The organism is Bradyrhizobium ontarionense (genome assembly GCF_021088345.1).
Classification (GTDB): domain Bacteria; phylum Pseudomonadota; class Alphaproteobacteria; order Rhizobiales; family Xanthobacteraceae; genus Bradyrhizobium; species Bradyrhizobium ontarionense.
The window spans coordinates 5,933,604-5,956,152 of the sequence record NZ_CP088156.1 but is presented as its reverse complement, the minus strand read 5'-3'; the positions used below and the strand labels follow the sequence as shown (position 1 = coordinate 5,956,152).

At 62.9% G+C, this 22,549-nt stretch carries 22 protein-coding genes; 12 read left to right on the top strand and 10 right to left on the bottom strand.

The features are described from left to right. The first annotated feature begins 36 nt into the window (after positions 1–36). Entirely contained in the window at positions 37–495 is a 459-nt protein-coding gene (locus LQG66_RS26190; protein WP_231318528.1) for a copper uptake system-associated protein, read from the top strand. Positions 496–746: 251 nt separating this feature from the next. Here LQG66_RS26190 and LQG66_RS26185 read toward each other — a convergent pair whose 3' ends face one another. Both LQG66_RS26185 and LQG66_RS26180 read right to left on the bottom strand, forming a co-directional pair. Beyond that, on the bottom strand, positions 747–1,112 hold the full coding sequence (locus LQG66_RS26185) for a hypothetical protein (protein ID WP_231318527.1): 366 nt from the start codon (positions 1,110–1,112) through the stop codon (positions 747–749). Between the two features lie 342 nt (positions 1,113–1,454). Continuing rightward, entirely contained in the window at positions 1,455–2,219 is a 765-nt protein-coding gene (locus tag LQG66_RS26180; protein WP_231318526.1) for a cytochrome-c peroxidase, read from the bottom strand. Between the two features lie 1,950 nt (positions 2,220–4,169). On the opposite strand from LQG66_RS26180, the gene LQG66_RS26175 reads away from it, so the two are divergent. The 4 genes from LQG66_RS26175 to LQG66_RS26160 all read left to right on the top strand — a co-directional run bounded on the left by LQG66_RS26175 (position 4,170) and on the right by LQG66_RS26160 (position 8,221). After that, positions 4,170–6,311, top strand: coding sequence for a TonB-dependent siderophore receptor (locus tag LQG66_RS26175; RefSeq protein ID WP_231318525.1), 2,142 nt, complete (start codon positions 4,170–4,172; stop codon positions 6,309–6,311). 9 nt (positions 6,312–6,320) lie between these two features. After that, positions 6,321–7,136, top strand: a complete 816-nt coding sequence (locus LQG66_RS26170; RefSeq protein ID WP_231318524.1) for a DJ-1/PfpI family protein — start codon at positions 6,321–6,323, stop codon at positions 7,134–7,136. Between the two features lie 75 nt (positions 7,137–7,211). Beyond that, positions 7,212–7,442, top strand: coding sequence for a hypothetical protein (locus LQG66_RS26165; RefSeq protein WP_231318523.1), 231 nt, complete (start codon positions 7,212–7,214; stop codon positions 7,440–7,442). Positions 7,443–7,459: 17 nt separating this feature from the next. Then, a complete protein-coding gene (locus LQG66_RS26160; protein ID WP_231318522.1) occupies positions 7,460–8,221 on the top strand; it encodes a sulfite exporter TauE/SafE family protein in 762 nt (253 codons plus the stop codon). 182 nt (positions 8,222–8,403) lie between these two features. Here LQG66_RS26160 and LQG66_RS26155 read toward each other — a convergent pair whose 3' ends face one another. Next, positions 8,404–10,794: a TonB-dependent receptor gene (locus LQG66_RS26155; protein ID WP_425601248.1), complete on the bottom strand. Its 2,391-nt coding sequence runs from the start codon at positions 10,792–10,794 to the stop codon at positions 8,404–8,406. 208 nt (positions 10,795–11,002) lie between these two features. Between LQG66_RS26155 and LQG66_RS26150 the strand changes: the two genes are divergently transcribed. The 7 genes from LQG66_RS26150 to LQG66_RS26120 all read left to right on the top strand — a co-directional run bounded on the left by LQG66_RS26150 (position 11,003) and on the right by LQG66_RS26120 (position 16,982). Continuing rightward, positions 11,003–11,707, top strand: a complete 705-nt coding sequence (locus LQG66_RS26150; protein ID WP_231318520.1) for an ABC transporter ATP-binding protein — start codon at positions 11,003–11,005, stop codon at positions 11,705–11,707. Between the two features lies 1 nt (position 11,708). Further along, the gene (locus LQG66_RS26145; protein ID WP_231318519.1) at positions 11,709–13,106 is read left to right on the top strand and encodes an ABC transporter permease subunit; all 1,398 of its coding nucleotides are present in this window, start codon (positions 11,709–11,711) and stop codon (positions 13,104–13,106) included. Between the two features lie 14 nt (positions 13,107–13,120). Next, the gene (locus tag LQG66_RS26140) at positions 13,121–14,596 is read left to right on the top strand and encodes a DUF3526 domain-containing protein (protein ID WP_231318518.1); all 1,476 of its coding nucleotides are present in this window, start codon (positions 13,121–13,123) and stop codon (positions 14,594–14,596) included. A gap of 178 nt (positions 14,597–14,774) precedes the next feature. Further along, positions 14,775–15,218 (top strand): hypothetical protein, encoded by a 444-nt coding sequence (locus tag LQG66_RS26135; RefSeq protein ID WP_231318517.1) that lies wholly within the window; start codon positions 14,775–14,777, stop codon positions 15,216–15,218. Continuing rightward, positions 15,215–15,625, top strand: coding sequence for a DUF2946 family protein (locus LQG66_RS26130; protein WP_231318516.1), 411 nt, complete (start codon positions 15,215–15,217; stop codon positions 15,623–15,625). The genes LQG66_RS26135 and LQG66_RS26130 overlap by 4 nt, the downstream gene beginning before the upstream one ends. 182 nt (positions 15,626–15,807) lie before the next feature. Then, positions 15,808–16,452, top strand: coding sequence for a DUF2244 domain-containing protein (locus LQG66_RS26125; protein WP_231318515.1), 645 nt, complete (start codon positions 15,808–15,810; stop codon positions 16,450–16,452). Next, complete coding sequence (locus LQG66_RS26120) at positions 16,449–16,982, top strand: DUF983 domain-containing protein (RefSeq protein WP_231318514.1); 534 nt, start codon at positions 16,449–16,451, stop codon at positions 16,980–16,982. Before LQG66_RS26125 ends, LQG66_RS26120 begins: the two co-directional genes overlap by 4 nt. A 118-nt stretch (positions 16,983–17,100) precedes the next feature. Here LQG66_RS26120 and cydX read toward each other — a convergent pair whose 3' ends face one another. The 7 genes from cydX to LQG66_RS26085 form a co-directional block, all read right to left on the bottom strand. Then, on the bottom strand, positions 17,101–17,208 hold the full coding sequence (gene cydX, locus LQG66_RS26115; RefSeq protein WP_231318513.1) for a cytochrome bd-I oxidase subunit CydX: 108 nt from the start codon (positions 17,206–17,208) through the stop codon (positions 17,101–17,103). Between the two features lie 23 nt (positions 17,209–17,231). Then, the gene (gene cydB, locus LQG66_RS26110) at positions 17,232–18,383 is read right to left on the bottom strand and encodes a cytochrome d ubiquinol oxidase subunit II (protein WP_231318512.1); all 1,152 of its coding nucleotides are present in this window, start codon (positions 18,381–18,383) and stop codon (positions 17,232–17,234) included. 9 nt (positions 18,384–18,392) lie between these two features. Continuing rightward, positions 18,393–19,976: a cytochrome ubiquinol oxidase subunit I gene (locus LQG66_RS26105; RefSeq protein ID WP_231318511.1), complete on the bottom strand. Its 1,584-nt coding sequence runs from the start codon at positions 19,974–19,976 to the stop codon at positions 18,393–18,395. A gap of 22 nt (positions 19,977–19,998) precedes the next feature. After that, complete coding sequence (locus tag LQG66_RS26100) at positions 19,999–20,304, bottom strand: hypothetical protein (RefSeq protein WP_231318510.1); 306 nt, start codon at positions 20,302–20,304, stop codon at positions 19,999–20,001. Positions 20,305–20,395: 91 nt separating this feature from the next. Next, positions 20,396–20,845: a DUF2946 family protein gene (locus LQG66_RS26095; protein WP_231318509.1), complete on the bottom strand. Its 450-nt coding sequence runs from the start codon at positions 20,843–20,845 to the stop codon at positions 20,396–20,398. A gap of 334 nt (positions 20,846–21,179) precedes the next feature. Continuing rightward, positions 21,180–21,878 (bottom strand): sulfite exporter TauE/SafE family protein, encoded by a 699-nt coding sequence (locus LQG66_RS26090; RefSeq protein ID WP_231318508.1) that lies wholly within the window; start codon positions 21,876–21,878, stop codon positions 21,180–21,182. Then, complete coding sequence (locus LQG66_RS26085) at positions 21,875–22,549, bottom strand: hypothetical protein (protein ID WP_231318507.1); 675 nt, start codon at positions 22,547–22,549, stop codon at positions 21,875–21,877. Before LQG66_RS26085 ends, LQG66_RS26090 begins: the two co-directional genes overlap by 4 nt.

Genomic DNA, 22,549 nt, shown 5'->3' with positions numbered 1-22,549 from the left:
ATCGGCATAAGCCAGTGTGACACTCAGGAGTTGAAGATGCTCAGAAAAGCTTTGGTTGCACTGATGTCGCTGATGATCGTTCCGGTCGCCTGCATGGCCGCGCCGACAGGCTCTGACGAGGCATTCATAAGCCAGCTTCTTCATGGCATGTTCGATAAGCCGCAGGAGCCGCTTTCGGTCGAACCGATCTTGGTGTCAGGCAAGCACGCAGTCGCCGATTGGGCCCAAGGCGAGATGGGCGGCCGTGCCCTATTGCGCAACGAGCATGGGTCCTGGAGAATCATCCTCTGTGCCGGAGACGGCATCAAGACCAGGGACGCATTGGCGAGAGCTGGCGTCCCGCTCGCGGATGCCGAGAGGCTCGAAAAGGATTTGTCGAGTGCCGAAGCCAGGCTTCCGCCCGAAAAAGCTGCGATGTTTTCACGCTTCGAAGGCATCGCGATGATGAATGGTGATACGGATCAACATAAGCCGGCGCATGGAAGCAAAGAGTAGGAAGCCATTCTGACTCGTCGTGATTTGGCATCGTACTTCGTGCGTTGCCGCTTATCTCGTAGAGTCTTAGGACAACATCCGTCACTGAGACGGCGGAGCCCCGAAGCCAATCATTGGATACGCGACCCGATCGGCAGAGGCGCGGAATTCCATAGGCCTTGCCGCATTTGATCGTTCATCACCCGACACGTGCGATAATAGAGGCGCAACACCGACTTCGTCGATATCCAGAGCCGATGGAAAGCAATGGACTATTTGGTCCAAATCCTGAGCGGGAAACTCCCATCCCGACCACAATCCATGAAGCCGTGATACGACTCGGAGAAGACTCCCTTATACGTGCACTTGCTGCCTTCGAAATCCAGCGTCGCGCTGATGCGAGACGACCGCCTGTCGAGATCGACACGGATCTCGCCCACCGATTCTTTCGGGCCATCGCGCGTGCAGAGTCCGACGTGCTTTACCGTCAGTGGACCAGAGAACGTCCTTGTTCCGTTCAAATCCTGCCGTGACGCCGTGCCGCTGAGCTCGTATTCGCCAGCGTATCCGGTCACCCCATGGATCAGCAACGGCTCAGCATGAATAGGTAGTGCGAGAACGTTCGCAATCAGAAGCAAGCTGAACGCTCTCACAGAAACCTCGCCTCAGTTTGCCACGCTCGGACTTCAAGTCGCCAAGAGAGACGGAAGATGGCGTTACCCGTCATTGGATGACTCCCCTGAAATCGTCGGCACATACGCCCGAAGCCAAGCGGGTCGACGCAGGCATCGCGTAGATCGTGACCAAGTCGTCTTATGAGATGCACCAGGTATTTGCCTCGCCCTGAGCATTCGTACCCTCACACGAAAGAACGGAGTGAGGGGGACTCACCAAGGATGGGGCTCCAGGTAGTCCCCCTCTCCGCCGCACCGCGACGGCTGCGGTGGCGGCGAAAGCTGCACCTGCTCGTCACTCAGCCACTAGAGCGCGCTCAGATAGGCCACGAGGTCATCGATCTGGGCGTCGGTCGGCACGAGACCCGTGTCCATTTTTTTGGCATAGACCCCCCACATCAGCTTCACGGCGTCGCGCAGCGAAGCGGTACGCCCATCGTGGAAGTACGGAGCGGTCGACGCCACAGCGCGAAGCGACGGCACCTTGAACTTCCCGCCGGTCCCGATGTCGTCGCGGCTGGATTTATCGAGACTGGGCAGGACATGGCAGGTGCCGCAGCCACCGTCGCCGATGAACAGGTCAAAGCCTCGTTTCACCGCTTCTGTAGCGATCGGTGAAGGCGTGCCGTCGTCGTTCAGCTGCCAGTTCTTCGGATAAGGCAGTGACCGGACATAGGCCGCCAAGGCCGCCAAATTCTCCTTGGACGGTTCGGCTCCCTTCATCCGATTGACGATGATCCCGCGAATGCTCTCTTCGAGCGTTGGCGCCGTGCCGGCCCACCCATACACCGAGCGCTCGCCGGCCCCCCACAAAGTCGGCGTGCTGCGGCCGTTGGCGTCGCCGTCGGCAACCACCTCGAGACCGACATAGGTCTTGTTGTTGGTATGGCCCGTCGAAAAGTGACAGGTCGCGCAGGAGACACTGCCCCCGCCCGACACGCTTGTGTCATTGAAGAGCTGCAGCCCCTTGGCGACGAGCGCCGGGTCCGGCATCGGGGAATTTTCCGCGCCCATGGCCGGCGTCACAAGCAGAGCAATGGAGACAGCGAGGCAACGCAACTTGAAAGACATGATATACTCCTGAATGTCGTGATTGGTCGACAGCGCTTGCGCTGAGTGCGCACGACGCTTGCCTGAAACTCCCAAGGGGATGGTCGGGACCAGGGCCGCGTCCGGCGAATGGCATCGTCCGTCGCGGCGCAGTCGTGACCATCGGTATCGATGGTCAGGAGATGCCCCAACGGGCATCGCTCCCGATCAAAACCGGGTAAAGCGGGTCAGGCGATTGGTGGACCGCGGGGGCTACACAGCGTTCGCCGGCGTCCGATATCGACACGGCCGTCTGCCGAGCAATGGACGGAGGCGCTATGCTCAGACAACCGAGGCACTGCCAATGACGGGGCAGTCGGCGGCACGCCGCTCGCGCCGAACATGGCGCCGCCCGTCAGGCAACAGGTGGGAAGGTGCGACTGCTGGTGCTCCTGCCCAGAGCCATCGCGACTGGTGGTGTTACCCTCGGATCTGCAGATGTCCGAAATCGCCGGCTCCGCGGAGCCAGCCATCGCCCCTGCCGTAAGGCTGAACATCAGAGCCTGGAACGCGAGCAGATAAGCGAGGCCGAGCGCGACACAGGCACGCGCTCGTAGCCGCTTATTGCCGAATGAACGGAACATAGTCCGACTGCTTGTCCTGCTGCAGGGGATTTCTTGATTGACCGATCACCGGACGAAAACCCGCGCCTGTCATGCAGCAACTATCAGCCTGAGCTGTGGCCGAACTGAGGTCTCGCGTCGGCGCGCGCTTCATTTTCGTTGAGCTCTCATCGAGCGGCAATTCTGCGGCTTTGTCGCGCCATCGTGGCTGCGACGGGCATCGTCGCCAGGCCATTTTCGTGTCCCGTGGCGTCGCGGCCGCGGTGGGGCACTGGCGGCTCTCGCCAAACTGATCAGCCTGCGACAGACCGACGATGGCCTCCTCGCCGGAGACATGCCGACGGTCTCGTTACGGCGCTCGATTTCGCCGCCGTCCCTCTCGATCGGATGGGTCGAGTGCAGTTTGGCGCGATGCGCAACTGGGTAGCTCATAGAGACCGGCACGTGGGATCTCTGAGTCGTCCATCCAGGCGGTAAGATTTGACAGCTCGACGCAGATCTGGTCGCCCACCCAGGACCTGTGCGCTCGGCAAGCTAACCAGGCGTCGCCTTTCGCGGACGCAGTGGCGACGACGTCGGAGAAGGCAGGGCCTTGCCGACGGCAGCGCCGCCCACCGACATTTCCTGACTTCGGGAGGTGACCCGTCCCGTGCCAGCACGACCGCCATTGTGCGGAAACAATGCGACATATTCGTCACACTTGTAACCGGACGATCCGCCGCGGCTTCGCGACATATGGACTCGCCCAAGCTCGACACTATCGTTCGCGGGACCGGGGTGGTGGGACAAAGTCATGCGGGGAGGACGACGAGCAGAGCGACACTCTACCGCCATGCTTGCGGTCGCTTTGCTGTTCGTCTTCCAGACGATCCTCGCCGGCTCGCTCGCCTCTCGCATGGAAGGCAGCGCTCTGGCGTTCGGATCGGCTTTGGAGCTGTCGATCTGCGCTTCCGATGATCATTCATCATCGGAGATCGACCCCAAGAGCCATCCGCCTCTCCACAAGTCTCTCTGCGACATCTGCGTGTTCGCAGCACACGCAGGGCTTGCCCCCGCACCCGCCACGATTCACATCCATCAGATCGCCCCCGCAAGCGATGTCGCAGATTCCAAACCTGCCGCAGCCACGCTTGCGCGACGACACCAGCCACGGCTGACGAGAGGTCCCCCGAGCGAGGCCTGAGATTGACCTCACCGTCCTCAGCGTCCATCGGAGCATCCTACCGTGTCACATCGACTGCCCACCCTGGGTGCGGCGGCGGCTGTTGTTGCTGCTCTTATCGAACCCGCACAGTCCCAACCCCAATCAGATCGCAATCTCCCCTCCGTTACGGTGGATGCGCCCACCGAGAGGAAGCCGGCCAAACCCGTGCGCCGCGCCAGCTCCAGCCAGCCGCCGGCAGCGCGGCCGCAGCAGCGGACGGCTCCGCCGCCGACCCAGACGCAGCTCCCCAGCGGCGTGATCGTCAACCCGGCCCTGCCGGTCACCCAGACGACGGCGGGTCCCGTGCAGGGCTATCAGGCGCTGACCGCGACCGGCAGCACCCGGACCAACACGCCGACGGAACGCATTCCGGCCTCGATCAACGTCGTGCCCCGCGCCGTCATCGACGACCAGAACAGCCTGTCCGTCGCTGAAGCCACCCGCAACGTCAGCGGCGTTCAGGCCACCAGCCCGCTGCAGACGCCGGCCTACGAAAGCGCCCGCATCCGCGGCTTCGCGGCCGAACAATGGCTGGACGGCCTCACGAGCTACTACAATGCGGGCAACCGCGACTCGCTCGTGAACGTGGAGCGCATCGAGGTGCTGAAGGGCCCCAACGCGATCCTGTATGGCGGCGGCTCCGGCGCGCCCCTCGGCGGCGTCATCAACATCGTCTCCAAGCTGCCGACCAACCGCGCGTTCAGCGAGTTCGGCTCGACCTTCGGCAGCTACGGCTTCGTGCAGCCCTATTTCGACATCAACCAGCCGCTGTCGAAGGACGGCACGGTGCTGTCGCGCCTGACGGGTGAATACACCTCCTCAAGCTCCTTCATCGATACGATCGACACCAAACGCTATGCGATCAACCCGACGCTGCTGTTCACCAACAAGGAGGATACGACGCTGACGATCCAGGGGCGGTTCTCCGACTGGCGGCAGCAGGAGTATCAGGGTCTCCCAGCGGTCGGCACCGTCACCGGCGACTTCCGGCTCAACCGCAATCTCTTCATCGGTCCGTCGAACATTCCGAAGTCGTACTCGACGACCCAGAGCGTGACCGCCAAGCTCGATCACGAGTTCAACGAGGTCTGGTCGGCGAACGTGCAGGTCCGGGCGGGCAAGACCCGCTTCCAAGAGCTGGCCCAGGACATCTTCTCCAACGCGCCGGCCTTCGGCTCGACCTGGGGCGTGACCAACCTGGCCCTCGGCCAGGAGCAGAAGGAGCTTTCGGTCGTCGCCAATGCGCTCGCCAAGTTCCGTCTCGGCATCAGCGAGAACAGGCTGCTGTTCGGCTACGACTATAGCCGCGTCACTGATGTCGGCGCGATGTATGTCGACCCGGCCCAGTTCTTTGCAGGCGGCGTCCCCGTCGATCTGCGCAATCCGGTTTACCCGGCCTATGTCGAGCCGGTCCGCGGCCCGTTCTCGGTCGTGGTCGACGGCGACAACGTCTACAGGACGCAGGGCTTCTATACGCAGTGGCAATCATCGCTCTGGGATCGCGTCCATCTGCTCGGTGGCGTCCGGCTCGCCAACCTGCACATCGACAGTGTCCAGCCGGCCTTCGCGACGACGGATATCACCGATGTCACCAAGGCCCTGCCCCGCGTCGGCGCAGTCGTCGATCTGGTCAAGGGCTTCTCGGTATTCGCCGACTACAGCGAAGGCCTGAAGGGCAACCCCTTTGCGCTCTACTCCGGACCTCCGAAGCCGGAGACCTCCAAGCAGACGGAAGCGGGCATCAAGTTCAACTCTGGGGCCGGGCTCTCGGGCACGCTGGCGGTGTTCGAGATCAATCGCAGCGGCGTTCCTATTTCGGATCCGAACAATCCCCTCGTCAGCATTCCCGCCGGCGAGCAACGGTCCCGCGGGCTCGATCTCGACGTGCTCTGGCAGCCGACGGCGCAATGGTCCGTGCTCGGCAGCTACGCCCATGTCGATGCGGTGCTGACCAAGGATGTCGCGGCCACGGTGCGCGCCGGCAACAAGCTAAACTGGGTGCCTGCCGATTCCGGCAGGCTCTGGGTCAACTATCGCCTTGACGGCCGCTGGCAGGGCTGGAGCCTTGGCGCCGGCGTCTATGCGGCATCGGGGGCCTATGTCGATCCCGCCAACCTCTACAAGACGAGCGGCTACTTCACGATCGATTCGAAGATCGCCTATGACGACCCGCGCTATCACGTCTCGTTGACTTTCAAGAACCTGACCAACGAGAAATACTTCGTACCCTACGCCTATTTCGACGGACGTGTCGCACCGGGAGAAGGGCGCACCGTCTACGGCAAGCTGGCCCTCAAGTTCAACTGAGCAGGCATCATGGAAACGACACGACGAGACCTGGCCGCGCTCATTGCGCTGGCCTTCTCCGGCGCAGCAGCGACTGCGGCGGAAAGCGACAGCGCGTTGCCGCCGCCCGCCCACGACATGTCCGCGATGCCGGCACATTGGACCGGGAAGGAGCAGATCGCCTTCCTGATCTATCCGGCCTTCACCGCGCTCGACATGGTCGGGCCGCACTACATGTTCACGAACCTGATGGGCGCCACCACCCACATCGTCGCCAAGACGATGGCGCCCGTCACCAGCGACACCGGTCTCGTCTTCACGCCGAGCAAGTCGTTCGACGATTGTCCCGATCAGCTCGACATCATCTGTGTGCCGGGCGGGACATCCGGGACGCTGGCGGCGATCCGCGATCCCGCGACATTGCGCTTCCTGGCCGATCGCGGCGGCAAGGCGCGCTTCGTCACCTCGGTCTGCACTGGCTCGCTGCTGCTCGGCGCGGCCGGGCTGCTGGACGGCTATCGCGCCACCTCGCATTGGCTCACCCGCTCCATCCTGCCGGCGGTCGGCGCCATCCCGGCCGAGGGACGCATCGTACGTGATCGCAACCGGATCACCGCCGGCGGCGTCAGCGCCGGGCTCGATTTCGGCCTGTCGATGGTCGGGGATTTGCGCGACCGTCAATATGCCGAGGTCGTGCAATTGCTGGCCGAATACGCCCCGGAACCGCCGTTCCAGTCCGGCACGCCGGCTCTCGCCTCGGCGGCGACACGGAAGCTGATGGACGATATGTTCACCGGTTTCCTGGCAGACGCCAAGGCCGCCTGCGAGACCGCTCGCAAGACGTAGGGGAAGGCCGGCGTGGCATGCCTGCGAGCCTCACGACAACCATATGATAACCATTGAACCCGATTGGGGGTCAGCGTGAACCGCGATGGACTCAGATCGTTTTCGACGCACGTTCTCATCCCGTTCGTCATGGGCACGAGCCTCGGCGTGCTGTTCATGTCCGCGATCTATCTGCTCGACGTCGGCGGATTGCGTTCGCTGCTCGTCGGGGCCGGCGCAAGTCTCTTCGATGTCGGCCTCATCCCGATTGCGTTCGCATTCGGTTCGCTCGCGATCGGCACGAAGGAGTTTCTGATCGGAGACTAGCGGTCAACAAGACGGCTTTGACGCAGCGCAACGACTTCCGAAGCAGCATCGCGTCAAATGCCTCCACAATGTTCGACTTCGATCAGCCTCTCTTCATCGCCGGGTTGCTGCTTGGCTTCTCCTCGAGCCTGCATTGCTTTGGCATGTGCTCGGGGATCGCATCGAGTTTGCATTTTGCAGCTCAGTCGGGTCGGTCCTGGCCGCAAGACGATCCTTGGTCCGCGGCGGTTCTGATCAATGGGGGTCGAATTGCGGCCTATGTCCTGGCGGGCGCCACCGTCGGCGCAGCCGGGTCGAGCGTGATTGGCGCGTTCGACCACACATTGGAGCATTTCATCCTGCGCTGGGCCGCGGCAGCGGCGCTCGCCTGGATCGGACTTTCGATGCTCGATCTCGTGCCGTGGCCGACGGGCCTCCATCGCCTGGCATCCTATGTGAGCTCCAAGATGACCCGCATCGCTCGCACAGCGAGCCTTCCTCCCAAGATGGGGCTCCTGATGAGCGGCGTGGCCTGGGGCTTTCTGCCATGCGCCATGGTCTATGCAGCGCTCTTCTATGCCATGCTGTCCGGCTCATGGCTCGGTGGCGCGCTGGCCATGGGCGGCTTCGGCGTCGGCACCCTCCCCGCGCTGCTGGCGGCCGGCCTCGGCCTTCCGATCCTGCGCCGCAGAGCTACTTCAACATGGCTGCGCAACGCGGTTGGCTTGGCCATCATCACAGTCGGGGTCGTCAGCGCCATCATCCCGCCATCGACATTGGCCGCATGGTGCCGCTCCTGATCTGCGTCCCTGTCAGCATCCTCTCTGCTCGATCGAGTCCGGATATCCGACCCGACTAACGCCCGCGAGGGTCCATCGAACCTTGGCAAGTCGAGGAGCCGCGTTGTGATGCGCGTCGAACCAGGGGCATGCCACCGCGGGCCGTCGTCGGCAAAGGAAACCGTTCACTCGAAGCTGCAGCACTAGAACTTGAACGACGTCTCGATCTCGTAGGTCCGCGGTGCTCCGAGGAAGATCTGATCGGGATAGTTCGGATCGCTCCAGACCGCATACTTCTTGTCGGTCACGTTGCGAACGCGGAAGGTGACGCGGGTATTATCGACGGTGGGCAACACCGGTGACTTCGGAATGTCGACGAATGCGAACAAATCCGCGGTGGTGTAGGCCCGCATCGTGACTGTGTTGGCATCCGTCGTGAAGCGATCACCGACGTGCCGCACGGAGAAGCCAAGCTCGACCGGGAACCAACCCGGATTGAGAAAGCGATAGGATGCGCCGCCATTGACGACCAGCGACGGAATGTTCGGCGGCGTGTTGCCCGAATAGGTCCCGCCGGTGAAATCATAATCAGCGTAACGCGCGTTGACATAGGCAACATTGGCCCAGACCTTGGTCTCCCGCGTCGGGCGCACGGCTCCTGACAACTCGATGCCCTGCGATTTCACCTTGCCTGCGAGATTGAGCCTCTGACCGGCCTGCGCGGAGTAGACATTGCTCCGCTCGATGTCGAACAGCGACAGCGTCCACTCGGCCCGACCGTCCCACAGCAGGTTCTTGACACCGGTCTCGTAACTCCGGGCGGACGTCAAGGTGAGCTTCTGCGTCGGGCTGAGCAGGAACAGGCTGCCGACCGAGAGATCGCTGGCGGTAGCGTATTGGCTATAGAAGGTCAGCCCCGGAACGGCTTCCCAGGTATAACCGATCCGCCCGGTCACGGGGTCCCAGCTCGCCGAGTAGGGAAAGCCCGCCTTTGTGGCTCCCGCGGAGTTCACCGAAGTTCTGTCCAGCGTAAAGGGATTGTAGCGCAGGCCGCCGATCAGCGCGAAGTTGTTGGTGATCTTCAGCCGGTCTTCCAGATTGATCGCGAAACTGTCGATCGCGGCGGTCTGTCGCTGCGTTTGCAGCTCTCCGTAGTAACCTCGTACTGGATCGACCAGGGAGACCTGGTCGTACGGGTAAATGGCTGCACCGGGCCGGGCAAAATCGAGATGGTAGACCTCAAATCCCGTTACCAGCCGATTGTCGAGGCCAAGAATGTTCGAATTCCAGGTCACGTCGGTATTGTTGCCGACCATGTTCTGGTTGTGGTGGACATAGAAACGCTCGCGGTCAACCGAGTTGCTGGTCGAGTTGAACGCAATGACCTCGTTGTTGTACCAGTCGCGGCTGGCGTTGTAGTTATAGAATTGGCTTCGGACGGTCACGTTGTTGGTCGCGGCCCATTCAAACCCGCCACGCACCCACGACTCCTTGATGGTCTTGTGACCATCGAGCACGTTGTAGTTGGTCGACAGAGTCCGACTGTCGATCGTCACGTTGTTGAGCGGGGTAAGGTTATAGTCCGATATCTTGTTACCGGACACGATCCCCGAGGTTGCGAAAGCACCACTGTAGGACGAGGGCACCAATGGCGTGCCTTCGTAGAGTTTCGCCTGATAATCCTTGAATTCGGCAGCCGCGAACACCTTGAACGTATCCGTCAGCCGATAGTTCAACTGTCCGGACACGTGGAGGTTCTTGGTGTCGGTGCCGTCGATGAAGCCGACCTCCTTCGACTTGCTGATGTCGAAGCGATAATCGAGCCCCTCGATCCTGGTGCTGCCGCCCGCCCCGTAGCCGGTGCGGATGCTGCCGCGGGAGTCGAAGCCGACGAAAGCCTCCTGGGTGATCGGGCCGGTGTGCGGCGCTTTGGTCACGAAGTTGATCGCGCCGCCGACGGCGCCCTGGCCGGACACGATGGAGGACGGCCCCTTCAGGAACTCGACCCTGTCGAGATTGAACGTCTCCATCGTCAGCGCCGTGAAGCCGGTCGGGCCGATATTGATGCCGTTGTAGGTGACGTTGATCTGATTGCCCTGGAAGCCGCGCATGGCATAGGCGACGTCATTCGGCGCATCGCCCGCTGTCACGCCGGTCGCGCCCTTCACCGTGTCGACCGTCGTATGATAGCCCTGCTCTCGAATCGTGTCGGCACCGACGACTTCGACGCTCGCCGGCGTCTCGCGCGGCGTCAGCCCGAGGCGGCTGGCGCTCGCAGCAACACCGTTCGTATTCAACGGCGTCGCGCTTCCGCGCTGGTCACCCTGGCCCTGTCGAGCCGCAACAGAACCAACAGGCGCCACGCGTTGTATGTTGGACCGAACTGCGGATTGACGCCTCTGCGTATCAGACGGACGCGGCGACGTCGTCGTTCGCCGCGGCTTTGGCGCGGAGACATCGACCTGCGGAAGCAGCGCCGGCTCTCTGGCCGCTGTCGACGTCTGCGCGGCCGCATCGACCGAGACGACGCATGAGCCGATTGCGATCGACACGCTGATCGCCGAAACCGAGCACAGAAAATAACGCACAACCACCCCCAGCAATGCTGGTGAACGGCCGCCCCGTTGCTGTCGTCCACCCGAGCCCTCACGGCTTCTTGATTAATCAGTCTCGTCGAGTATGATGTCAAGAACGAAAGATCATACTGTTACTTGGGCCCACCATCTCGTGTGCCGAATGTAACTCATTCGGCACGATCGGAAGCCACGCAGCTGATCGTGACGTTTCAATGAAAGAGCACCGATGCTCGACGCAATCGCCGTGACCAAGCAGTTTGGCGACAAGACTGCCTTGGATGAGGTTTCGCTCAGCGTTTCGCCGGGCGACATCTATTGTCTGCTCGGGGCGAACGGTGCCGGCAAGACGACGCTGATCAATCTCTTCCTGAATTTCATGCAGCCGACGTCGGGACAACTGAAGATCAGCGACCTTGACGTGACGCAATCACCGCTCGAATCCAAGCGTCTTCTCGCCTACATTCCGGAGCAGGTGACGCTCTATGCGACGCTGACCGGCGTCGAGAACCTCTCCTTCTTCTCGTCGCTGGCAACGGGCGAACGCCTGCCACGCCAGCGGCTGCTCGACTTGCTGCAAGCGGCCGGCCTGCCTGTCCAGGCTGCCGATGACCGCGTCTCGACCTATTCGAAAGGCATGCGCCAGAAGGTCGGCATCGCGATCGCCCTTGCCAAGCAGGCCAGGGCGCTGCTGCTCGATGAGCCGACATCCGGTCTTGATCCCTCGGCGGCCAACGAATTCTCCGAGCTGCTGATCAACGCCAGCAGGTCGGGCGTCGCAGTGCTGACCACGACTCACGACCTCTTCCATGCCAAGCAGACGGGGACACGGATCGGCATCATGAGGCGCGGGCGCCTCGTGGAGGAGCTCAAGAGCGAGGATGTCAGCCATGCCGATCTCGAAGCGCTCTATCTCAAGCACATGAAGAACTGACGTGTTTGCGTTCATTGCCGCCAAGGACACGCGCGAAATCATCCGCGACGGCAGACTGCTGTGGGCGGGCGGTCTCATCTGCCTGCTCCTCGCAGTCGCGCTCGCGGCCGGCTGGCAACGCCATGCCCAGGTCAACAGCGAGCGAAGCGCAGGCCAGGCGCTGGACTATGAGGCCTGGCTGCAGCAGGGCAAACGCCATCCGCACGATGCGGCCGAGCAGGGCATGCACGTCTTCAAGCCGGAGCCGCCCCTGTCGATCCTGGATCCCGGCATCGAGCCGTATGTCGGGTCCACCGTGTGGCTGCAGGCGCACCGGCAGAGCGAGCTGAAATTTCGGCCGGCGCAGGATGCCACCGGACTGCAGCGGTTCGGCGAATTGTCGCCGGCCTGGGTGCTTCAGGTCCTGATGCCGCTGCTGATCATCGCGATCGGGTTCAACGCCATCAGCGGCGAATATGAACGCGGAACACTGCGGCAATTGCTGAGCATTGGCGTCTCTCCCCGAAGTCTCCTGCTCGGCAAGGCTGCGGCCCTCGGCGGCTGTACCGCCCTTCTCATCGTCCCGGTTGGATTGATCTTCTCCGCCATTCTGCTCGTGCGCGTCGAAGCCGCAGCGCGCCTCGACGTGCTCAGCCGGATCGGCTTTCTCGTCCTGGGTTATGGTCTGTATCTTGGGTTTTATGTCTTCCTGACGCTTGCCGTTTCTGCCTTCGTGCGGTCGTCACGCGCTGCGCTCGTCATTTTGCTCTCGTTCTGGGTCGCGACGGCATTGATCGCACCGCGGGCGGCCTCCGAGGCAGCGAGCCTGATCTATCCGACTCCATCGCGCCTCGACTTCGACCAGCACCTCTCGCACGACATCGGAGAGGCGGCCGATCAAGCCTGGGCCGCGAATTTCGGCGTCCGCACCCAATGGGACGCCGCGCTTCCATTGAGCAAATGGGGGGCCGCGCTGAAGGTCGACGACCATGCCGGCTATGGCGTTCTCGATCAGACATTCGGCAGATTGTGGGACACGTTCGAGCGCCAGGAGCGGTTGCAGCGCTGGGCCGGGTTCGTGGCTCCCATCACAGCGCTGCGCAGCTTCTCGATGGGGCTCGCCGGGACCGATTTCGCTCAGCATCGCGACTTTTCCTCGGCTGCCGAAGCTCAGCGCCGCACGATCCAGGACATCGTCAGCGACGACCTGATCAAGCACGCCGACCCCCTGGGCAATGCCCATTTCACCTATAAGGCCGGCCCGGAGCTGTGGGCCAGCGTGCCGCAGTTTCACTATGCGCTTCCGCCGGTGTCGTTCGCGCTGACGCATCATTGGCAAAGCCTGTTACTGCTGGCGGTTCTTTTCGGTCTGGCAACCGGGCTCGCCTACCGAGCCGTGTCGCGGCCCTTGATGCGCTAGATTGGACATCGGCAATGCACTCCCGACACGCTCGCTGGTCTGCGAACTTCTGGCTCATCGTCCGGCACGAGACGCGCGTTCTGCTTCGCGACCGGACATTGCCTCTCGTATGCGCCGTGTTGGCACTGATGGTCGGTTGTGGCCTCTTGGTGGGCATGGCGCAGGCCTCGCTCCGCGAACGGATGATCGCCGAGGTGACGGAGCACGAACGCGAGGCCCAGCAGAAGAACCAGGACACCCTCAGGGCCGTGCTGACCGGCAGGGAGACCCTGGTGCCCTTCTCGAATCCGGCCAATCCCGCCGCTCTCGCCGGCACGCTGGCCGGAAGGCATACGGTGCTGCCCAATGGCGCGCTCGCGGCGCTGGCCGTCGGCCAGTCCGACATGATGCCGAACTACTACCGCATATCGTATCTGAGCAAAGTGCAGTTCATGTACGATTCCGAGATCGAGAACCCCTGGAATCTCCTCAGCGGACATTTCGATTCCGCCTTCGTCATCGTGTTCGTGCTGCCTCTCCTGGTCATCGGCCTGGCCTACAATCTGCTGTCCGCAGAGCGCGAGCAGGGCACCCTGAGAATGCTGTGCTCGCAACCGCTGTCCCTGGCGACCTTGCTGACCGCGAAGGTCACGGTGCGTCTGATCGCGGTGCTGAGCGTCGTCATTCCCCTGCCCTTGATCATCCTGCTCGCGAGCCGTCCGGAAACCCGCGCGCTCGGTCCGATCCTGCTGATGCTGTCCTGGGCGGTGCTGGTTGCCGGCTACACTCTATTCTGGTTCGCAGTCTCCGCATTGGTCAACGTACTCGGACGCCCCTCGTCACAGAACGCCTTGATCATGGTCGCGCTCTGGACCGTGCTCGTCCTCATCCTGCCGGTCGCGATGAACCTCGCCGTCAACGCCGTCAGCCCCGCGCCATCCCGGACAGAGCTGGCCAGCCGGACGCGAGTCGTCACCGCCGACGCACTCCGCGAGTACGAGAATCTCTACAGCGCGGACTATCGCTACGCATCCGATCCGGAAGCCCTTGCCGTCAAGGACGGTCGTATCGAGGTGCCCTCGCGCATGCGGGCCTTCTTCCTCGCCAAACAGCGCGTCGACGAGCAGATCGAACCGCTGCTCAAACGCTTCGATCACCAGCTTCTGGAGCAGCAGCGCCTCGTCGACATCGTCGGCTTCTTATCGCCGGCGATCATCGTGAACGAGGCCCTGAATTCGGTGGCCGGGAACGATTCGCGCCGCTTCGTCGCCTTCAAGGCGCAGACCGAAGCATTTCACAACGTTTGGCGCGCGTTCTTTTCGCAAAAGATTCTCGAAGACCGTGCGACAACGACGGATGACTTGGACCTCCTGCCGAAATGGCGCTGGGCGGAATTGACGGCAGAAGAGACACGTTGGCGGATCTGGTCCCGCACGGCCTTGATCTTCCTGCTCGTGATCTGCATCGGCTCACTCGCGGTCGCGAGGGCGGCGCGCCATCCAATCGTGTAGGCGCACGGTCAAGCTTGGCAACCCTGCCCTTCGAGGCTCACCAACGGCGCTCCGACGACGATCCTCTCGATCCGTCGAGCCACCTCCGGAAACGGCGCAGCGCCATAGTGTACGTACGGCGCACTGAACGATCAGCTTGCGTGCTCTGGCGTGAGATACAGGGGCGACTGCACTCACGATGAGCCATCGCTTACGCGATGCGTTTCCGGACGAGGCTCGAAAACGTCCCGGGACATCGAACGCACAAACTTCAATGAGGGCAAAGTTTACGCGCGATCCGCTAGTAAGACAATGCCTGACAATCCTCATACTGAAAAACAGCTTTCAAATTCAATCCAGCCGGATCTTTGCACCTGCGACACGAGCCGAGTGTCGCGCACGCGCGACCGATGTTGTCGAGAAGAGCCGTCAGGAGCTGTCGTTTGAGCAAGATCAATTCGACAATTGCGGGCCGAGGGCACTCTCGGCGTGCGCTGGCATCCACCAGCGTGCGACGCCCGTGCCGACCAATCTACGCCAGCAACTTGCAGCCGATGCTCCAATCACCCTCGACGACCTGCAGCAACGCGGCGCAGCGGACGTCTCGCGATGTCTGAGCGGCGGTTTTCGACGCGAGGCATGAGCGGTCGCGCCAAGGGCCGGTGTCCGCCTGTGTGTCGGCGCGGCACGACGATCCTCGCCTGGCTCGTCGCCTATGCCCTGCTCTGGCAGGCGCTGGCAGCCAGCCTTGGCGCCGTGGCCGGCCTCGAGCCGGAGCAGACGTGGATGGCGGGCGCGATCTGCTCATCGACCGCCGATGGCAATGGCGCTGAACCCCATGGCCAGCCGGCCAAGCCGGGCGCAGATCATGGTGCAGCCTGTTGCATTCTCTGCTTGAGCCCATCGCTCGCAGCCGGCGGCGTCTGCAGCACGGCGTTCCTTCCAGTTCGCATCGGCATCCAGTTGAGACCGGATGGCGGCTCCCCCGTAACGGAGCTCGCAGCGATCGTTCATCCCGGCCAGCCGCGCGCTCCGCCTCATCCCACCTGACCAGCGCTAGCCATCTCGAAGTCCGAGCCTGCCGGCCTGCGTGAACGCCGACGATCGATGTCGGGCGCCATGCATCGATGGCCGTGCAACTCCGCCGTGCCACAGCGGCCGGTTCGCGACCTCCCATGTTCCGATCATCGGCAGACCACGTGCGCATTCGCCGTGGCGCCGCGAGAGCCACCATGTCAGACATCCAGACTTCCTTTTCGATCCCGCTTTCCAACACCACGGACGCGCCAAATCTCTCCGGTCTCAGGTCCATCGCCGCAGAGACCGAAGCCGCAGCGACCGCTGCAGGCCCCGATAGCAAGTCCAGCCCGTTCAACTTCGTGATCTCGCCGCATGTGGCGATCGGCGGTCAGGCCGCCCTGTTCATGGGCCTCGCCTTCAGCACCCCACTGGCAATGCTGTCGATCGGGGCCGCCGTGATCGGCTTGTGGCCGATCAGCCTGTGCACCGGCGCAGCCATGACGGCGCTCGTCATAGCGATGACGTATCACCGCTCGTCGCTGCGCCGTTACGAGCAGATCTATCTGCACGGTGGCGCGCTGGTGATCGAACGGACGGCTCACACCGGCAGGTCCAGGCGCACCGAGATCCCCGCGCTCGGTCTGAAGTTGGAAGCAACCATCGATCCCGATTTCGGTCAGCTCGGTATTGCCCTCCACCACCGCGGCAGGCGCTTCGAGATCGCGCGCGACCTGTCTCCGGCCGAGCGACCGACACTGCAGGCTGCCTTCCTCGGCGCCATGCAGCAAGCGGGATACTTCATTCCAGTGACCACACGCCGGCTGCCGGCGATCGGCATGTCGGAGCGTCGGACATGACGCCGGTGAAGCATGCGCATCTGCCGGAACGACAGCGACCTCTCTATCCCGGCAATTCCTTCAATCCGCCACGACCGGTGCTCTCGGCATTGCTCCACGGGCTGTGCTGCCGCTGTCCGTGCTGCGGATGCGGACGGCTGTTCAACGGCTTTCTCGCGATAGCGCCATCCTGCGCCTCTTGTGGCGAGGACCTGCATCATGCACGCCCGGACGATGCCCCAGCCTATTTCGTGATACTGATCGTCGGCCACATCGCTGTGTTCCTCGCGCTGGCCATGGAGCAAGAGCTGGCACCACCGCTCTGGGCGACGATGACAGCGGCGATCATCGTGACCTGCCTGCTGACCGCGGTCCTGCTGCAGCCCACGAAAGGCGCGATCATTGCGCTGCAATGGGCGCTCTGGATGCATGGCTTCGATCCCACACAGCCTCACGACGATCCGACACATTGTCCAGCGGACCTCGTGGCCGACGACGGCGTCGCAGAACGGCCTTCGCCCGTCGGCGCCATGCCACATCTACCGGCCTGACGCTCCATAGGCCCCTATCGCGCTGGCCGGCGGCTGCTGTCGCGGCCGGCGCGCAGGTCACCAGACCAAAGCCGAAAGTCTCCTGCCCCGAGCCGAAATGGCTCGAGGCAGGTCTTGGTCAATCCGACAACGCCTCGTCCGGCAGGTGCATCTCGTGCCAGATCGCGTTCAAGACGCCGAAGCCGACGGCGAGACCGACGCCGAGAATCCACGTGAAGTACCACATCGTGAGTCTCCTTTCATTTGCTTTCAATACAGCTTGTGGCCGTCGGCCTCGACTTGCGCAGTGGTCACGTAGCCCCGCAGCACGCGGTAGACGAGTGCAGTGTAAGTGAGCACGACCGGCAGGAATATGAGCGTCGCGATCAGCATTACGAAGAGCGTGAGCCGGCTCGACGAGGCATCCCAGACGGTGAGGCTCGCTTTCGGATCGAGCGAGGACGGCATCAGGAATGGAAACATGCTGACCCCGGCGGTCGCGATGATTCCGAAGATGGAAACAGCGCTTGCCAGGAAAGCGGCAAGCGGACGCGCGACGCGGCTCGCCGCGATCAATCCCAGCGCACCGAGAAACCCGAGCGCGGGCGCGGCCATCAACCAGGGATGACTTGCATAGTTGGCGAGCCATTGCCCGGGCTGACGCAGGACGGTCTTGAGGAGTGGATTCGACGGACCAGCCACATCGACGTCTCCGGCGAGACTGTAGCCGGAAATCCCAAGCGCAATCCAGACACCGGCCAGCGCGAACAACACGATCGTCACGAATGGAAGCATGGACGCAACTGTCCTGCATCGATCGGCAACGTTCCCGGTGGTCTTCAACGCCAGATACGCAGCGCCATGCGAGGCCAGCATGCTCAGCGACACCAATCCGCAGAGCAGGCCGAACGGATTGAGCAACTCGAACAGTCCGGAGCCGTCGTAAAAGATCCGCAGGTCCTGGTCGATCCGGAATGGAACGCCTTGGAGCAGGTTTCCGATAGCAACGCCAAAGACGAGGCTTGGAACGACGCCGCCGGCAAACAACGCGTAATCCCACGCCGAGCGCCAGCGCGATCCTGGCATCTTGTTGCGGAACTCGAATCCGACCGGCCGCAAGATCAAGGTCGCGAGCACGAGGAACATGGCGATGTAGAAGCCGGAGAACGCCGCGGCATAGACCATCGGCCACGCCGCGAAGATCGCGCCGCCGCCGAGGATCAGCCAGACCTGGTTGCCATCCCAGACCGGCCCGATCGCGTTGATCGCAACGCGACGTTCGGTATCGGTTCGTGCCACGAAGGGCAGCACCGACGCGGTACCGAGATCGAAGCCGTCCATGACGGCAAAGCCGATCAGCAACACGCCGAGCAGGACCCACCAGATCAGACGAAGAATTTCATAGTCGAGGAGAATTTGCATTGTGGGACCTCATTCGGCGGGGGCGGCAATGGCTGCGGCGCGATGGCCGGAGCTGGGAGTGACCGCGTGAGGCGCGAGCGCCTTGACCGGTCCCATGCCGATGTATTTCAGCATCAAGGCGACATCGATCACGAGCAGCGTGGAGTAGAACAGGACGAAGCCGGTCAAGGTGAAGAGAACCTGAGGGACCGACAGGGTCGATGAAGCCAGCGCCGTCGGTAGAACACCGTCGATTGCCCAAGGCTGCCGGCCATATTCCGCGACGATCCAGCCGAGCTCCGCTGCGATCCACGGCAGTGGCCATGACCACACGGCCGCCCGCAACAGCCAGCGCCGGTCGAAGACGCGCCGGCTGGCCGACCAGAACGCAACCCCGAGCAGCGCGATGAAGTAGAATCCCAGCGCAACCATCGCGCGGAACGACCAGAACAGCGGCGTGACCCGCGGCACGGTGCTCCACGCAGCCTTTGCGATCGTAGCGTCGTCGGCCGTGCGCGGATCGCTCACATAGCGCTTGAGGAGGAGCGCATAGCCGAGATCCTTGGCATGGTCGTCGAGCGCCTTGCGCGCGGCCTGGTCGGTGCGGTTGGCCCGCAGAGTATCGAGAGCCCCATAGGCCACCAGACCGTTGCGAATCCTCGCCTCGTTCTCACGCACGAGGTCGCTGATGCCGAGCAGCTTCTGATCGAGCGAGCGGGTCGCGATCAGGCCGAGCGCCCACGGAACACGGACTTCGTAGCGGTTCTCGTGCCTGTCCTGGTCCGGGATCGCGAATGCCGTGAATCCGGCGGGGGCCGGCTCGGTATGCCACATGGCCTCCAACGCGGCGAGCTTCATGCGCTGGTTCTCGCTCACCGTGTAACCGCTCTCGTCACCGAGCACGACCACCGAAAGTGCCGATGCGAGCCCGAACGATGACGCCACCACGAAGGAGCGCCGCGCGAAGGCGAGATGCCGCCCGCGCAGCAGATACCAGGACGAGATCGCCAGCACGAAGATCGAGCCGCAGACGTAGCCGGCGCTGACGGTGTGGACGAATTTAGACTGGGCCACCGGGTTGAACATCAGTTCATAGAACGACGTCAGCTCCATCCGCATCGTATCTGGATTGAAGACTGCTCCCACCGGATTCTGCATCCACCCGTTGGCGATGAGGATCCACAAGGCGGACAGGTTCGATCCGATCGCGACGAGCCAGGTCACGACGAGATGACCAAGCTTGGAGAGCCGATCCCAGCCAAAGAAGAACAGGCCGACGAATGTCGATTCGAGGAAGAAGGCCATCAGCCCTTCGATCGCCAGCGGCGCGCCGAAGATGTCGCCGACGTAGTGGGAGTAGTAGGCCCAGTTCGTCCCGAACTGGAACTCCATCGTGATTCCGGTCGCAACGCCCATCGCGAAATTGATGCCGAAGAGCTTGCCCCAGAACTTCGTCATGTCGCGCCAGATCTCCCGGCCTGTCATGACATAGCTCGTCTCCATGATGACGAGGATGAAGGATAGTCCGAGCGTGAGGGGAACAAAGAGGAAGTGGTAGAGAGCCGTGAGCCCGAACTGCAGTCGGGCGAGGCCAGTTGGGTCGAGGTCAAACATGTGATCCTGCTGAGAATGAGGGCTAACGTTGCTCGACGCCGATCACGCGGGCGACGGCGTGATCGGAAGCCACGACGCGCGAGTCGTCCAAGGCGACGAACATGCGCATCGAGAGCACGACGAGCAGCTTGATGCAGAGCGCGGCAGCGATCGTTCGTTGCAGCGGCGTTTTGGGACGCAGGCCAGCGTCGACGAATGCACGTAAGGAGACGAGCAGCGGCCACGATCGGGTATCGACCGCCGACGGACACAACGGTGCCTGTCGCCGCGGATCCGCGACCTTGGGCGGCCGCTCGTCGGCTGAAGCCGGACGGCGGAGCAATGACATACTTGTTCTTTGCTGATGCGCTGGAAGACTGGATGGACAGAGCGTGACGGAACGATTGGTTGTCCCGGGAGCGCCTACTGCCCTGACGAGCCTATGCGATCCGAGCAGCGGGTGGGGCGCGAGGCCACGCCGCGGAGCCTGTCGTCGTCACAACCACCAGGACAGCGGCATAGGGGCCGCACACCAGCCTGGTGTGGCCTATCGGTGCAGGGATTGCGGTTTCGGACGAAAGTCCGGCATGTCCATTGCTGAGCGGAAGACAGAACAGACAGAGCGGTCCGTCGTGCCCCGAATCACCCGTCTGCTCGTCCGGAACACGATGGCCGTCGGCATCGGTGATGATCAAGCCGCCGGCGGAGCAGATGACGTTCCAGCCGTTCAGCAGAGCCCGCGCGGCAAGATCGGTGCGAGAGGGCTGGAACGAGAGCGCGATGCCGAACAGGATATTGAACGCGACCGCCGTCAAGCAGACGACGGCAACGAGCTGCCGGCGTCCGGCGTCACGCGTCCGATCGATGAACGTATCGTATGGGCGCTTCAATCCGCGCGCTCCGGGAGTTTCAGGCAGCTACGATACCGACACGATCGGCAGCATCGATTGATCGAGATCAAGCCAAGCGACACGGGGCATCGACTACGAGAGCGACAACTCCTGAGAAGCTCAATCAGGAGATCGAACGCTCATCCAGTACTCCACGGGCTCGCCGACACAGACGCCTTGAGACTCCGCACAAGTGAGGCGCCGCCTTCCAAGCCATGATGGCGGATCTCGGCATCGTACTCGCTCCTCGTGCTGTGCGGACTCGGTGTGGCAAGTCCGAACCTCCGCGATCGAGATCGACGTCGATCCCGCGACAACGTTTGGCCTCGCGGGTCTACCGTGTCACGCATAGGGGACCGCCCGGTGCGGAGAGCAGCAGGCCGAGCGTTCCCGTGGAGGCGATGCCAAGTCCGATCAGAACGCGGGCGCTGCGGGCAGGAAGCAGGCTGGGCATCGCGCTCAAGCCGAGCGCCGTGGCCGTGACCGAGGGAAGCGTCCCCAGTCCAAAACCCGCCATCAGCAAGGCTCCGCCTGCGCCAGATCCCGTCAGCATGGCAGTCAGCAACGACGCATAGACCATGCCGCACGGGAGAAAACCCCAGATGAGGCCGGAGAACAGGGCGGTGCCTGTGGTCGACGCAGACGGCGACACCTCCAGTGCAAGCATCGCGCGGGAGACGGGCCTCAGCAGACGATCGAACACCGACAGAGGCGGCAGCAGGCCGGCAACCGATAGACCGATCCAGCCAAGACTGGCTGCAGCGCTCCATTGCAGGATGCGATACCCCGCTTCGCGGTCGAACAATCCATAAAATTCGGACCCGAACGCCCCCAGAACGAAACCAGCGGCACAATAGCCGAAGATGCGACCCGACTGCGCGATGAGCAGGATCCCGGCGCGCCGGCGCACCGAGCCGTTTGGCGCCTGAACGAACAGCAGCGACGTGGCGATCGGTCCGCACATGCCCATGCAATGCAGGCTCGACGCAAGACCCAGAAGAATGCCGCCGAGAAATGAGAATTCCGAGATCATTGCAGCTTTGCGTGCTGGTGCAGAGGGGCAGCGTCCGACGGCTGAGAGGCTCCGCCAATCGGAGAAGCGGCATCATCGGGCTTCGATCCGTTGATCGCGATCAGCATCAACCCGAGCAGCCAGACCGGGGTGGCCACCAGTGCCGCGTAGAATGCGACATCCATCCCGAACAGCGCACAGCCAATGATCAGAAGCAGAAGCAGATTTGCGATCAGCATCGTCAGGCTTTCCGGCGCGCCGAGCGAACTGAAGAAGGTCGATGACGCCTGACCGCCGGAGCTGGGCGAGGCACTCCTGCTCGGCAGCAGGGGTCCTACGGCCTGTTTCACCTGCTTGACGCCCATCAGCAGGACCGCGGCCAACATCGTGAATGCCATGACAACGATCGCTGCCAGCATGACGAATGGGAAGGCAAGCACGCTCGCAATCGCCCTGCCCGCTTCTGTTGCGACCGCGGCTTGCACCATTTGACGGCGCTTCGGCATGACCAGCGACCTCAACCGGGCCGCCGTCGGCATGGACGCGGCGACCACCATGCACGCGAGCGCTCCAAGGACACCGCCTGTCACGCCCCACACGGCGTAGCCGAGAATGCCGGCACCGAGTCCGTTGAGCAGGATCAGGACGGAGTTTTCTGAATCTCGTGACCGGGTCTGTTGTCGGGTATTCAT